Source organism: Streptacidiphilus sp. P02-A3a, from assembly GCF_014084105.1.
Classification (GTDB): Bacteria; Actinomycetota; Actinomycetes; order Streptomycetales; family Streptomycetaceae; genus Streptacidiphilus.
Window position 1 is genome coordinate 4,948,074 of the sequence record NZ_CP048289.1, and the last position, 12,964, is coordinate 4,961,037.

Consider the following 12,964-nt stretch of genomic DNA (forward strand, 5'->3'; position numbering starts at 1 on the left):
CGCCCCGCCCTTCGCCCGACGCTGACCGCCACCCCGGGCGCGGGGGTGCCCACCCGGTGGGGGGGTGCCGGGTGGGCGGTGCGCGGGGGCGCGGTCAGTCGCGGGGGTGGGCCACCTCGACGTTCTCCAGCACCCCCAGCGCGTCCGGGACCAGCACCGCGGCCGAGTAGTAGGTGCTGACCAGGTACTGGATCACGGCCTTCTCGTTGATGCCCATGAAGCGCACCGACAGGCCCGGTTCGTACTCGTCCGGCAGCCCGGTCTGGTGCAGCCCGACCACGCCCTGGTTGTCCTCGCCGGTACGCAGCACCAGGATCGAGCTGGTGTGGCCGCCGTTGACCGGGATCTTGCCGCACGGGAAGATCGGCACCCCGCGCCAGGACGGGATCCGGTGCCCCTCGACGTCCACCGACTCCGGGTACAGGCCGCGCTTGTTGCACTCCCGGGCGAAGGCGGCGATGGCCCGCGGATGGGCCAGGAACAGCCGCGAACCCCGTCGGCGGGAGAGCAGCTCGTCCAGGTCGTCCGGGGTGGGCGGGCCGCTGTGGGTCGAGATCCGCTGCTGGTGGTCGGCGTTGGCGAGCAGCCCGAACTCCGGGTTGTTGACCAGCTCGTGCTCCTGACGCTCCCTCAGTGCCTCGATGGTGAGCTTGAGTTGCTGCTCGGTCTGGTCCATCGGCTTGTTGTAGAGGTCGGCGACCCGGGTGTGGACCTGCAGGATGGTCTGGGCGACGCTCAACTCGTATTCGCGCGGCGTCAGTTCGTAGTCCGCGAAGGAGCCGGGCAGTTCCGGCTCGCCGTCGTGCCCGGCGGCCAGGGCGATCTCGGCCTGGCCGTGGGAGTCCTGGTCCTGGTCGGTGGCGGCCTGGTAGGAGTCGACCTGCGCGCGCAGCTGCTCCGAGCGGGCGACCAGGTCGCTGAAGGCGCCGCGGGGAAGCACCAGCAGCGAGCCGGAGGTGGCCGCCCTGGCGGTGTAGTTCCAGGTCAGACCGTCCTCGGTGAGGGTCTCGTCACCGAAGTGGTCGCCGTTGGCCAAGGTGCCCAGCACGGCCTGGTGGTCGCCGAACTTGCCCTCCCCGAGCTTGCGGATCTTGCCGTGGGCGACCACCAGCACCTGGTCGACCGGCGCTCCGCGCTCGACCAGCACCTCGCCCTGCTCGAAGTCGCGCCGGGTGAAGCGCCCGGCCAGCTCGGCGAGCAGCGCCTGGTCCTCGAACCCGCGCAGCACCGGGAGTTCGGCCAGCGTCGGCGGCACGATCCGCACGTCGGCCCCGGCCTGGACGAAGCTGAGCCGCCCCTGCCCGGTGGTGTAGGTCAGCCGCCGGTTCACCCGGTAGGTGCCGCCGGAGACCTGCACCCACGGCAGCATCTTGAGCAGCCAGCGCGAGCTGATGCCTTGCATCTGCGGCGGCGTCTTGGTGGTGGTCGCCAGATTCTTTGCTGCGGCCGTAGTCAGTGCGGTCTGTTCCTGGGCCATGTCGCCGACTCCTCTGGAAGACGTGGACTGCCGTGCTGGGAAGGTTTCGGACGCAGGGCGCGACGACTGGACGGCGTATTAGCCGATACCGTCGGCCGCCGTCAACTGACGCCCTGTCATTTCTGGGAAATCAACGAGTATTCCACTGCGAACAACGAGTGAATGCCGTCACTGTGGTATTGGGGCACCGCGCACCGAAAGGGCCGGACGGCGCGGACCGGACAGCGTGCGCCGACAAAGTCCCACCAGTATGCATGGAGTCGCCGATCGAGGACGGCCAAAACCGAACAGGTACGCGTGATGGATCCAACCCCGTTGCCCCCAGTGCCGTCGGAGCCGCTTCCGACCGGGGGAAATTGCTACTGAACCCGTTGCCAACACTGGTTTTTCGAGGGAACTTTCCGGGCGCCGCCGGGGGCAAGTATTGCATGAGTATGCCAACGACGCATTCACTCGATCGAGTGATTGTGTACTGGGCTTATGACCAGCCATATTTCTTTTCGGCGATTCTAGAGCCCATGGGGGAAGGGAACCGGACATGCCCGTTGGGTCCGACGCGGCCGCGCGTCGGCTCCCGCAGACGAAACGTCACCTCTGGCTCCCGCGCGCGGCTGATGGGCCCCGGTACCGCCCGCGCCGCGACCCCGCCCACGCCGCCTGCCCGCCCCCGCTGCCCGCCCGCGCCGTCCGCACCGCCGCCCGCGCCGCCGTCCGCCCGGGGCGGCGGCACGGGTGACCATCGCACGCGAGTCAACAACTCTTCGAGGAGTGGCCGATCATGCACCATCCCGGCGTACCGCGCCGTCAGGCCGCGGCGGTGTGCTCGTGAACGACATCACCGCCCTGCAGCGGATCCTGCGCGGACCCAGCGGTCTCGGCACCTCCGGCCCGCATCCGGGCCGGGCCGCGGACCGGGCCTCGGACGGGGCCTCGGCGGAGCTCGAACTCCCGCGACCGGCAACCGAATCCGACGCGGCACCGGGGCCGGTGGCAGCCGTGGCCCAGGACGCGCCGCGGCGGGAGGTGCCGGCGCCCAGGCCGATCCCGGGGCTGTACTACCACCCGGTGCCCGAGCCCGACCCGGTGCGCGTGGCCGAGGTGAGCCACCGGATCAAGCAGTGGGCGGTGGAGGAGGTCCAGCTGTTCCCGCCCGAGTGGGAGGGCCAGTTCGACGGCTTCGACATCGGGCGCTACATGGTCGCCTGCCACCCGGTCGCGCCCACGATCGAGCATCTGCTGATCGCCACCCGGCTGATGGCCGCCGAGAACGCGTTGGACGACCAGTACTGCGAGGACCACGGCGGCTCCCCGGTCGGCCTGGGCGGGCGGCTGCTGCTGGCGCACACCGCCCTCGATCCGCTGCACACCACGCAGGAGTACCAGCCGGCCTGGGCCGCGTCGCTGTCGGCGGACTCCCCCCGGCGCGCCTACCGCTCGGCCATGCGGTACTTCGCCCAGGCGGCCTCGCCCTCCCAGGCGGACCGCTTCCGGCACGACATGGCGCGGCTGCACCTGGGCTACCTGGCCGAGGCGGCCTGGCAGGAGACGGACTACGTTCCCGAGGTCTGGGAATACCTGTCGATGCGCCAGTTCAACAACTTCCGTCCCTGCCCGACCATCACCGACACCGTGGACGGCTACGAACTGCCCGCCGACCTGCACGCGCTGCCGGTGGTCCAGCGGGTCATCGCCCTGGGCTCCAACGCGACCACCATCGTCAACGACCTGTACTCGTACACCAAGGAACTCGCCAGTCCAGGACGGCACTTGAACCTGCCGGTGGTCATCGGCGAGCGCGAGGAGTGCTCCGAGCGCGAGGCGTACCTGAAGGCGGTCGAGGTCCACAACGAGCTCATGCACGGCTTCGAGGACGCCGCGGCCCAGGCGGCGGCGGACCACCCGGTGCCCACGGTGCTCCGCTTCCTGCGCGGCGTGGCCGCCTGGGTCGACGGAAACCACCACTGGCACTGCACCAACACCTACCGCTACACCCTGCCCGACTTCTGGTGACCTTCCGGTGACCGCGCCCGCGGGACCCACCCCTGTTGACCGAGGAGAGGAACGACCCATGACCACAACCGACTTCACCCCCGACACCGCCGTGATCCCCGGGCCCGCCACGCCCTACCAGGACGACATCGCCCGCTACTGGGACCAGGAGGCGCGCCCGGTCAACCTGCGGCTGGGCGATGTCGACGGCCTCTACCACCACCACTACGGCATCGGCGACGTCGACCGGGATGCGCTCGCCGGTCCCGCCAGTGGCCACGAGAGGCGGCTGGTCGCGGAGTTGCACCGGTTGGAGTCGGCGCAGGCCGACCTGCTGCTGGACCACCTGGGCCACGTCCCGCGCGAGTCGCTGCTGGTGGACGCCGGATGCGGGCGCGGCGGCTCGATGATGATGGCCCATCAGCGTTTCGGGTGCCGGGTCGAGGGGCTGACGCTGTCGGCCAAGCAGGCCGAGTTCGCCAACCGGCGCGCCGAGGAGACCGAGGCCGCCGCGTTCGTCCACGCCCGGGTCCGCAACATGTTGGACATGCCGTTCGAGACCGGTTCGGCCCGGGCCTCCTGGAACAACGAGTCCAGCATGTACGTCGACCTGGACGACCTGATGGGCGAGCACGCGCGGATCCTGGAGGTCGGCGGCCGGTACGTCACCATCACCGGCTGCTGGAACCCGGCCTACGGGCAGCCCTCGAAGTGGGTGTCGCAGATCAACGCGCACTTCGAGTGCAACATCCACTCCCGCCGGGAGTACCTGCGGGCCATGGCCGACAACCGGCTGGTGCCCCGGGCCATCATCGACCTGACCGAGGCCACCTTGCCCTACTGGGAGTTGCGCGCCACCTCCGCCCTGGTCACCGGCATCGAGGAGGCGTTCCTGTCCTCCTACAAGGACGGCTCCTTCCAGTACGTGCTGATCGCCGCCGACCGGGTCTGACCCCCCAGCCCCCGGGCCCCTGCCGTCCCGCGCGGGACGGCGGAGGCCCCGGGGCGGTTGCTCAGTAGCGGGTCGCGCCGTGGGTGGGGGCGGTGGTCGCCCGGTCGTTGTGGTGCCGGGTGGAGTCGCCGCCGGGCACGATGGAGAAGCCGCCGTTGTCCAGCGCGGTCTCGGTGTAGCCGCCGCTGTCGATGGCCTGCGGGCTGAAGTCGTCGAAGACCTGGCCGTTGACGGTGACGTTCGTGAAGTCCAGTTCGCTGAACGAGGGGTAGCTGCTGGACGGGGACTCGATGACGGCCTCGGCGCTGATGTTCTGCGCGTCCAGGTACTGCTGGGTCTGCTCGCTCCAGCCCTGGGTGTTGTCGGTCAGGGTCAGCGTGTAGTTGCCCTGGCCGTCGGTGGTCACCGAGCCGGTGAAGGAGTCGCCCACCGAGACCGGGTCGCTGAAGTACTGCGGCGCCGCCGGGTACATCTCGTACCAGCCGCTGAGCACCGGGGAGCCGCTGGAGCAGTCGACCTGCACACCGGTCTGCTCGACGGTCTGCGACCCGTATCCGTCGATGCCGACCCACGGCGCGAACAGGTCGTTGCTGCTGTCGCAGGTGACCTGCGGCATCGTCCACGAGCCGCTGATACTGGTGAACCCGCTGCCCTGGGCGACGTAGCCGCCCCAGACGCCGTCCGAGTCGTGCGCCCGTATCTGATGGTCCGTCAACGGGCGCTGCGGCCCGTACCCGGCCGCCGAGGCCCCGACCGGGAAGGCGAGGGCCGCGGCGCCGAGGGCGGACAGCAGGGCCACGGTACGGCGGGCCCTGCCCGCAGTGCGGGGATGCTCATGGCTGGACTCCAGGGGTGCGTGGGGGTGGGCGGGCGGATCGCGCGCCGGGACGCCCCTCGGCGCGCCGGAAACCGGAACCCCGCGCCCGATTTGACTGTGCATCATCAAACACCCCGATCCGGGGTGGCAACAAGGGGCCGAGGCCGGTTCGGCATGTCCTCATCCCCGGACCGCCCGCCACCGCCACCCGGCGGGCCGCGCCGCACCCCAGCTCAGCCCGGCGATGGCGCGGTCGCGGGGCCCCCGCGACCGCCATGCCCTCCACAGGATCCTCACAGCGCGGGCCCAGCCCCGGATCGCGGCGCAGCGGGACCCCGCCGCGGCCGCCGGTCGAGAGGCGCCGGGGGCACGCGAAGAATATTTGTCCTTCGTACACGTTCTTTACTGACGGTCCTGAGCCGTGGTCAAAAGATAGGGTGGCCCGGCCGGAGTGATCACTCGCCCATGCCACCGGGTCCGGCGGAGGGTCTCCGGAGGGATGGGACCGCACCAGTGGACGAGGAGAGACCGGCATGTTGAAGACCAGGGCCATCAGGGGCGCGGCCATCGCCGCGGCGTTCGGCGCCGTGGCGGGCGTGGTATCCGTGGCAGCGGTGAGCGGGACGGCGTCGGCCGCGACCGGCTCCGCCGCGCGCCCGGACTCCTACGCCTGCAACAAGAACGGCTACCAGGCGACCTGCACCAACGCACCGCCGACGTGACCTTGTGGTCGCCGAGCAACAATCCCATCGTCACCGTCCCCAAGGGCGCCCAGGTGGCGGTCAGTTGCTACTACACCGGGCAGGGCGCACCGGACCCGGACGGGTTCTGGGACCACATCGTGTGGACGTCGAACCTCGGGAACACCTGGGGCCACCTCAGCGACAACGACGTCAACCTCGGCGGCGCCAACCCGCCGAGCGCGGGAATCCCGCACTGCTGAACCGCCGTGGAACCACTACCGCGTGGAGCCGGTCCCTCGGCTTCCGGCGTTTTTCACCCGGTGGCGAGTTCCGCCAGTGCGGCTCCGTCCGGGCCGTAGACGGTGACCGACTCCCCGCTGGGGACCGCCGGTTGCCCGTCGGTCTGCGGGACCCAGGCGTAGCCGGTCGCGTAGCCGGGGTGGCCCGGGAGGGTCACTACCGTGGCCGGGTAGGTCCGCCCGGCCACGGTGACCGTCATCCGCGCCGCCCGGCCGGGCCCGGTGTAGAGCGGCAGGAAGAACGTGCCGCCGCTGTCGCCGGACGTCCGCAGGCTGACCGAGCCCGCCGCCTGGTTGCCGCCGACGGTGGCACTGCACTGCGCCGGGTCCTGGGCGCTCCCTTCGCAGCTCTGGTCGGCCGTCAGTCGGAGCCAGTGGCCGCGGCCGATCGACACGTCCTGACCTGCCGTCACTGTCTTTGCAGCAGAGGGTACATGTAGTGGTGACGGTGTGTCAGAAATGGTTGCCGGTGGCGCGGAGCGGGCCGGGGCGGCCCCGGGCGCGGTCCGGACCGTGCCCGTGCCCGTTCCCGTTCCCGTTCCCAGTAGCGCGGCCGCGGCCGGGACGGCCAGTGCGGCGGCCACCGCCAGCGCGGTCCGCCGTGCGCGGCGACGCTGGAGCCGCGCGCGGGCGGCGGCGCGTACCGGGGCGGCCGGCCAGAGCGGCGGGGCCAGGGCGTCGGCCTCGTCGCGCAGCGCCTGGCGCAGCATGTCCTCGGTCGTCATCGTGGGTCCGCTCCTTCCAGGTCCCGGCCCGGCCAACGCCCACGCCAACGCCCACGCACACGCACACGCCCACGCCCACGGGAGGGGCCCCGTTGCGGAGCACCTTGCCCGGTGGGCAGCCGGGCGTTTCGGCGACCTGGTGCTCGCTCAGGTCCTCCCAGTACGTGGGCGTCCGGCTCGTCCGGTGCGCTGGTCGGCGTCCGGCGCGGGGAGACTTTCGCCGGTGTCAGCTGGGCCAGGTCCTGCGCCGCGTGGTGGTCGCCGGTCAGCAGGTCGGCGGTGCGGGCCAGGCGGCTCCAGCGCGCTGCCGCGAACTCCTCGAAGTCCAGCTCGCGCTGTCGCGGTTCGCGCACCGCGCCCACCCCCGTCCGTCCCTCGCTCCGCACCGCCGACTGCCTTCCCTGCCCCGGTTCCGCGTCGTGCTACAGCGTCGTCAGGACCGTCCCGGCGGCGTTGTAGACGGTCGTGGTGACGTTCCCCGTGGTCTGCGGGGCGCCCCAGCCGTAGCCGACGGTGTATCCGGTGTCGCCCGCGAGGCGGACCAGCCGCAGGGTGTCGTTCTGCTGGCCGGCCCGGACGGTGATCCGCGCCGCGCCGCTGCCCAGGTACAGCGCCCGGTACAGGGTTCCGGCGGTGTCGCCGGAGGTCAGCAGGGACACCGTGCCGGGTCCCTGGTTGCCGTTGGTGAACGCTGGAGCAGTTTCTCCACGGTCGGGCCGCTGCCGTCGCAGACCTGGGCGGCGGTCAGCGTCAGCCACTGGCCGTGGCCCAGGTCCAGGCGCTGTCCCGAGGTGACCACCACGACGGAGGCGGGGCGGGCGCTGGGGGCGGCGGCACCGCTCGGGGCCGCGTAGGCGTTGACCGGGGCCAGTGCTGCGGCTGCCAGCGCGCAGACCGCCAGCGGCTTGATGAGGTGGGTGCGCAGGGCTGTCGACCATCGTCGGGCTCCTTGTTCCGGGGCTCCCCCGTGGGTGCCCTCTGCCGTACTCACCGCGGTCCGGCGGGAAAGGTTGCACGGCCCGGCGGACGAGTTCCGCGCCGTGGTACCGGGCGTCCGCGGGGGGCCCGGAGGGGCGGGGCGGGCGACATTATGCTGGGGGCATGGTCGAGTCCTTGCCTTCGGTGGTCGCGGGTCGGTGGCGGCCGGGGACCGGGGTTCGCCGGGCGTGTCGCGCGCGTGGGGCGGCGCGCGCTGGTGGAGTCGCTGTACCTGCTGACCGCGCCGCCCGGCGCTGTGGTCGGGCTGCTGCTGCTGGTCGGCGGCCTGGGGGTCGCGGCGGTCGGTTCGCTGCTGCCGGGCGGGGCGCCGGTCGCGGGCCGGGCGCTGGCGCTGGCGCGGTGGCCCGGGGACCTGGAGTGGTGGCGGATCGGCCGGCTGCGGTCGCGGACCGGGGTGCCCGGCGCGGGCCGGCGGCCGAGGCCGCGGGAGGCGGACGCCGCGGACCCGGGGCTGTGGCTCGACCTGGCGCACGCGGTGCTGGTGCTCCCAGTGGTCCTGGTCACCTCGGCGGTGACCGCGCTGTGGTGGTTCGTGGCGGTCGCCACCGCCACCTATCCGCTGCGCAGCCAGGGTTCGCCCGGGGCGCTGCGGCCGATGACCCTGTACGCGGGCAGCGACCGCTCCCATATCGCCCTGGGCCTGGGGCTGACCTCGCCGGGCGGGCGGCTGGGTTTCGCGGTCACGGTGTGCGTGCTGCTGCTGGTGACCCTGCCGCTGGTGACGCGGGCGGCCGTCGCCGCGCAGGCGGGTCTGGGGCGGGCGCTGCTGCCCACCGTGTGGGCCCTGCACCGGCGGATCAGCGGGCTGGAGCGGGAGCGCGACAGTGCCCGGGCGCAGGCTGTCGCGGCGGTGTCGGCAGAGGCGCGGGCCCTGCGCCGGCTCGAACGCGACATCCACGACGGGCCCCAGCAGCACCTGGTGCGGCTCGCGCTGGAGTTGGGCCGCGCCCAGCACCATTTCGACAGCAGGCCGGGGCCCGCCGGGTCACTGCGGTCCGCCATTCACCCGGGGTGTGGCCTGCCACACCCCGGGCCGCGCGTCCCAGGCCGTGTACCGGACGCCTCGGGCGGGGGCCGCCCGAGGCGTCGGGTGTCCGTTCAGTGGGCGCTGACCGGCTCCAGGACGAAGACCGGGATCACCCGGTCCGTCTTCTGCTGGTACTCGGCGTAGTCCGGCCAGACCTCGACCGCGCGCGACCACCACAGGTCCCGCTCCGCGCCCTGGACCTCGCGGGCCGTCATGTCCTGCCGTACCGCGCCGTCCTGGAGCTCGACCAGCGGGTGCGCGACCAGGTTGTGGTACCAGGCGGGGTGGCTCGGCGCGCCGCCCTGCGAGGCCACCACGGCGTACGCTCCCTGGTGCTCCACCCGCATCAGCGGGTTCTTGCGGATCTTGCCGCTCTTGGTCCCGAGGCTGGTGAGGACGATGACGGGCACATCCCGCAGCGTCGTTCCCTCGGTGCCCCCGGAACCCTCGTACAACGCGACCTGGTCGCGGACCCACTGATCCGGGCTCGGCTGGTACTCGCCGCTGAGAGGCATGCTGTTCCCGTCCTTCGCAAGGCGGAGCCGAGGCGGGTGACCTGCTGTCAGCCGCCTCGGGTCCGCGGTTCGACCTGCTGTTCCCATGATCCACCACGGCCGCGTCCCGGTGGGGGGCGGCGCGACGGAGCGGTGCCCGCAAGCGGCCGGGCGCACCGGTTCAGCCCTGCAGTGCCTCGGCCAGTTGCCGGTAGCCGACCTCCGGCAGTTCGCCGTCCTCGGTCAGGAGTTGGACCACGACCTCGTCCGCGCCCGCGCGCAGGTGCGCGCGCAGCGCGTCGGCGGCCTGCTCCGGGGTGCCGTGCGGGGCGAGCGCGTCGATCAGCCGGTCGCTGCCCCCGCCGGCCAGGTCCTGGTCGGACCAGCCGAAGCGGCGCAGGTTCGAGGTGTAGTTGGCCAGGCTCAGGTAGGGCTTCTCGACGCGGGGGCGGCCGATCGCGCGGGCGCGGACCGGGTCCGCCTCCAGCACCACCTTCTGCTCGGGTGCGAGCAGGGCGTCCGGGCCCAGGATCTCGCGGGCGGTGCGGGTGTGTTCCGGGGTGACCAGGTAGGGGTGGGCGCCGCCGGCGCGGTCGGCGGCCAGCCGCAGCACCCGGGGGCCGAGCGCGGCCAGTACCCGCCGGTCCTGCGGCACGCCCTCGGCGTCCAGCACGTCCAGGTAGGACACCAGTGCCTCGTAGGGGCGCACGTACCGCTCGCCGGTGAACTCGCGGTGGCCGGCGCCGATGCCGAGCAGGAACCGGCCCGGGTGGCGTTCCTGCAGCCGCTGGTAGGAGGCGGCGACGGTCTTGGCGTCGTCCTTCCAGATGTTGACGATCCCGGTGGCCAGGCCGATCGTCGAGGTCGCGTCGAGCAGTCGCTCGGCCGCGGCCAGGTCACCGTCGGGAGACCCGCCGATCCAGATGCGTCCGTAGCCGAGCTTCTCCAGCTCGACGGCCAGTTCCGGTGTCAGGCCGTCGGCGTTTCGCCACACCGCGAGCGTGCCCGCCCCGTCGCCAGTCCCCGCGTTCGCCACCATGCACTGCTCCCTGATGCTCGTCCGGTCCTCGACCCGTCCTGCGGGTCAACCTACCCGCGGCCGGACGTGTTCCCGCTCTCCCGCGCTGACTTGGGGCATTTCCCTCAGTTCCTTCACCAGCAGTTCGAACCGCAGGTCGCCGCGCGTGGGCCGGCCGAAGCGCTCGTTGCCGTAGGGGAAGTCGCTCAGCTGCCCGGTGCGGGCGTAGCCGCGGCGCACGTACCAGGCGATGAGGTCCTCGCGGACGCTGATCACCGTCATGTGCATCTGCCGGGCGCCCCACTCGGCACCGGCCAGGCGCTCGGCCTCGGCGAGCAGCCGCCTGCCCAGGCCGCCGCCCTGCAGTTCGGGACGCACCGCGAACATCCCGAAGTACGCGTGGCCGCGGCGGTCCTCCACCTGGCAGCAGCCCAGGAGCGCGCCGTCGGACTCGGCCACGAGCATCCGGCTGTCCGGGCCCCGCAGGACCGCCAGCACCCCCTCGGAGTCGGTCCGCCGCCCCTGCACCAGGTCGGCCTCGGTGGTCCACCCCGCGCGGCTGGACTCCCCGCGGTAGGCCGACTCGATCAGCGCGACCAGGGCGGGCACGTCCGCGGCGGTGGCGGTACGGAAGGTCGCGGGCGCGACTGGCTGGACATCCATGACGGCGGAACTCCTGGGGTACGAGGGTGCGCCCCCAGGCTACAGAACCGTCCCACCAGGCGTTGGGCCGACCGGAGGCCGCTGCCTCGTCACCGCGCCTCGGTCCCGAACACCGGCATACAGGGCCAGCCACTGGTCGATGCGCGGCACGCCGTCGGCCGAGCGCCGCTGCTGCCCGTGGGGGACGTAGCCGAGCTTGGCTGGCCCCGCCCGGGACGCCGCGTTGTCGGCGAACGCCGTCGAGGCGGCCTCCACCGCGTCCAACCCGGCGAAGGCCAGGTGCAGCACGGCGGCCCGCAGCTCGGTGCCGATGCCCCGGCCCTGGAACGGCAGGCCCAGCCAGGAACTGGTGGACACGCTGCGCGTGACGGCGAAGTCCCGGGCGAACATGCTCTGCTCCCCGACGGGTTCGCCCCCGAAGAACCGGTGAGGTTCAGTGACCAGTCCGCCGGCTTCAGCGTCCCGGGTCACTCCAGTGGGACTGGACGACGCCGCGGCACAGTTCGGCCGCTGGGGCCTGGGTCCACGGTGCCAGGAACGGCATGTAGTCGGGGTGGTGGATTCCGGCCGCCGCGACCTCGGCCAGTTTCGTCAGCTCCTGCGGGCGGGCAGGGCAAGTTCCAGGCGCGGGGTCTTGAGACGGAGACCGAGCGGGGGGAATGACGGCGAGCACGCCGCATCCTCTCCGGACCGGCGGTGGCGGTCACCGGGATTTCCGAGCCGCCGCGCCCACCGCACGGCGCCCACCGCGCCGCGCCCGCGCGCCGCGCCCACCGCGCCGCGCCCGCCGCACGGCGCCGCCCGGGTCCCGCTGGCCCGCGCGGGTTCAGTGCGGCAGTACCCAGGCCGGGACCCAGGTCCCGGCGGCGCTGTGGCCGCCGGCGGTGGCGGCGAGGTGGGCGCGCAGGGTGGCCAGCGCCGGGTGGGGGTTGTCGCGGTGCCACAGCAGCGAGTGCGGGTAGACCGGTGCCGGGTCGGTCACCGCGATGCGGCGCAGCCGTGGTCGGCGGGCCAGACCAGGCGGCTCCGCCCGCCCATGAAGGTGGCCAGCGCCGGGTGTCGGCGACGGTGTCGAGCAGCGCGTCGGAGCCGAAGTTGGGGCCGGTCGCCTCGATGGTGAGGCCGAACTCGGCGGCCAGGTCGTCGTAGTAGGCGGCCCACTCGGTGCCGGGGACGATGCCGGGCATCCAGATCCGGTGCCCGGCGAGCTGGGCGAGGGCCACCGACCGGGCCCCGGCCAGTGGTGGCGGGGCCGGTGAGCAGGTGCAGCGGCTCGTCGAGTACCCGGAGCGACTCGATGTCCTCGGCAGCGGCCGTCCGGGCACGGCGACGGCGCGGAAGGAGGCGTCGATCGCGCCGGAGCGGATGGGGCCACCGCCGTCTCGACGTCGAACAGCATCATCACGTCGAGCTCGATGTCGGGGTACGCCCGGTGGAAGTCGCGCATCAGGCCCGACTGCGCGCTGCGCGAGCGATCACGTCCACGCGCAGCGGACGGCGGCCGGTGCGCACCGAGGCGACCGCGCGTTCGGCGACCGCAGCAGTTCGCGCGCGTGGGCAGGAACGCCTGCCCGTCGATGGTCAGCTCGGCGCCGCGCGCGGTGCGGGTGAACAGCCGCACCCCAGGTCGCGCTCCAGTGCGGCGATGCGCTTGGAGACGGCCTGCTGGGTGACCGCCAGCTCGGCGGCGGCCTCTGGAACTGCCCCGCCTCGGCGGCGCGAGGAAGGTCCGGACGGTGTCGAGTCCATGCCGACACCCTAAGGCACAACCGGTGGTGTGGCTGGTGGCCCTTGGTTGTTTGCTCCCAGGTGGGTGCTCGC

Annotated in this window: 15 protein-coding genes and 1 pseudogene; 6 read left to right on the forward strand and 10 right to left on the reverse strand. The window is 72.8% G+C overall.

Going from position 1 to position 12,964, the window contains the following annotated elements; all coding sequences use genetic code 11:
- Positions 1-94: 94 nt before the first annotated feature.
- Positions 95-1,477: a family 2B encapsulin nanocompartment shell protein gene (locus GXP74_RS21510; protein ID WP_182452769.1), complete on the reverse strand. Its 1,383-nt coding sequence runs from the start codon at positions 1,475-1,477 to the stop codon at positions 95-97.
- A 538-nt stretch (positions 1,478-2,015) separates the two neighbouring features.
- On the opposite strand from GXP74_RS21510, the gene GXP74_RS21515 reads away from it, so the two are divergent.
- Genes GXP74_RS21515 through GXP74_RS21525 form a run of 3 tightly spaced genes read left to right on the forward strand, consistent with a single transcriptional unit; the run spans position 2,016 to position 4,418 of the window.
- Entirely contained in the window at positions 2,016-2,213 is a 198-nt protein-coding gene (locus GXP74_RS21515) for a hypothetical protein (RefSeq protein WP_182452768.1), read from the forward strand.
- Positions 2,135-3,487, forward strand: coding sequence for a family 2 encapsulin nanocompartment cargo protein terpene cyclase (locus GXP74_RS21520; RefSeq protein ID WP_370468557.1), 1,353 nt, complete (start codon positions 2,135-2,137; stop codon positions 3,485-3,487). The genes GXP74_RS21515 and GXP74_RS21520 overlap by 79 nt, the downstream gene beginning before the upstream one ends.
- Before the next feature lie 58 nt (positions 3,488-3,545).
- The gene (locus tag GXP74_RS21525) at positions 3,546-4,418 is read left to right on the forward strand and encodes a geranyl diphosphate 2-C-methyltransferase (RefSeq protein WP_182452767.1); all 873 of its coding nucleotides are present in this window, start codon (positions 3,546-3,548) and stop codon (positions 4,416-4,418) included.
- A 61-nt stretch (positions 4,419-4,479) separates the two neighbouring features.
- Here the strand turns inward: GXP74_RS21525 and GXP74_RS21530 are convergent, their stop codons facing one another.
- Positions 4,480-5,217 carry a G1 family glutamic endopeptidase gene (locus GXP74_RS21530; RefSeq protein ID WP_225448090.1) on the reverse strand — a complete coding sequence of 246 codons (738 nt, stop codon included), beginning with the start codon at positions 5,215-5,217 and terminating at the stop codon, positions 4,480-4,482.
- 551 nt (positions 5,218-5,768) lie between these two features.
- Here GXP74_RS21530 and GXP74_RS21535 point away from each other — a divergent pair.
- Both GXP74_RS21535 and GXP74_RS21540 read left to right on the forward strand, forming a co-directional pair.
- The gene (locus GXP74_RS21535) at positions 5,769-5,957 is read left to right on the forward strand and encodes a hypothetical protein (RefSeq protein ID WP_182452942.1); all 189 of its coding nucleotides are present in this window, start codon (positions 5,769-5,771) and stop codon (positions 5,955-5,957) included.
- Entirely contained in the window at positions 5,954-6,178 is a 225-nt protein-coding gene (locus GXP74_RS21540; protein ID WP_182452943.1) for a hypothetical protein, read from the forward strand. Before GXP74_RS21535 ends, GXP74_RS21540 begins: the two co-directional genes overlap by 4 nt.
- Positions 6,179-6,231: 53 nt before the next feature.
- Here GXP74_RS21540 and GXP74_RS21545 read toward each other — a convergent pair whose 3' ends face one another.
- From GXP74_RS21545 to GXP74_RS21555, 3 genes are all read right to left on the reverse strand, one after another.
- The gene (locus GXP74_RS21545) at positions 6,232-6,942 is read right to left on the reverse strand and encodes a hypothetical protein (RefSeq protein ID WP_182452764.1); all 711 of its coding nucleotides are present in this window, start codon (positions 6,940-6,942) and stop codon (positions 6,232-6,234) included.
- Between the two features lie 422 nt (positions 6,943-7,364).
- Positions 7,365-7,601 carry a hypothetical protein gene (locus GXP74_RS21550; RefSeq protein WP_182452944.1) on the reverse strand — a complete coding sequence of 79 codons (237 nt, stop codon included), beginning with the start codon at positions 7,599-7,601 and terminating at the stop codon, positions 7,365-7,367.
- On the reverse strand, positions 7,589-7,933 hold the full coding sequence (locus tag GXP74_RS21555) for a hypothetical protein (protein ID WP_182452945.1): 345 nt from the start codon (positions 7,931-7,933) through the stop codon (positions 7,589-7,591). The genes GXP74_RS21550 and GXP74_RS21555 overlap by 13 nt, the downstream gene beginning before the upstream one ends.
- A gap of 186 nt (positions 7,934-8,119) precedes the next feature.
- Here GXP74_RS21555 and GXP74_RS21560 point away from each other — a divergent pair, with 186 nt between their 5' ends.
- On the forward strand, positions 8,120-9,112 hold the full coding sequence (locus GXP74_RS21560; RefSeq protein WP_225448091.1) for a sensor domain-containing protein: 993 nt from the start codon (positions 8,120-8,122) through the stop codon (positions 9,110-9,112).
- Here the strand turns inward: GXP74_RS21560 and GXP74_RS21565 are convergent.
- From GXP74_RS21565 to GXP74_RS21585, 5 genes and pseudogenes are all read right to left on the reverse strand, one after another.
- Entirely contained in the window at positions 9,040-9,483 is a 444-nt protein-coding gene (locus GXP74_RS21565) for a nitroreductase family deazaflavin-dependent oxidoreductase (protein WP_182452762.1), read from the reverse strand. The genes GXP74_RS21560 and GXP74_RS21565 overlap by 73 nt on opposite strands.
- Before the next feature lie 160 nt (positions 9,484-9,643).
- Complete coding sequence (locus GXP74_RS21570) at positions 9,644-10,501, reverse strand: LLM class F420-dependent oxidoreductase (protein ID WP_182452761.1); 858 nt, start codon at positions 10,499-10,501, stop codon at positions 9,644-9,646.
- Positions 10,502-10,546: 45 nt separating this feature from the next.
- Positions 10,547-11,143, reverse strand: a complete 597-nt coding sequence (locus GXP74_RS21575; protein ID WP_182452760.1) for a GNAT family N-acetyltransferase — start codon at positions 11,141-11,143, stop codon at positions 10,547-10,549.
- 39 nt (positions 11,144-11,182) lie between these two features.
- Positions 11,183-11,614 carry a GNAT family N-acetyltransferase gene (locus tag GXP74_RS40755; RefSeq protein WP_225448092.1) on the reverse strand — a complete coding sequence of 144 codons (432 nt, stop codon included), beginning with the start codon at positions 11,612-11,614 and terminating at the stop codon, positions 11,183-11,185.
- Positions 11,615-11,969: 355 nt separating this feature from the next.
- Positions 11,970-12,887, reverse strand: a pseudogene (locus GXP74_RS21585) (LysR family transcriptional regulator); the annotation flags it as partial.
- Positions 12,888-12,964: the final 77 nt, after the last annotated feature.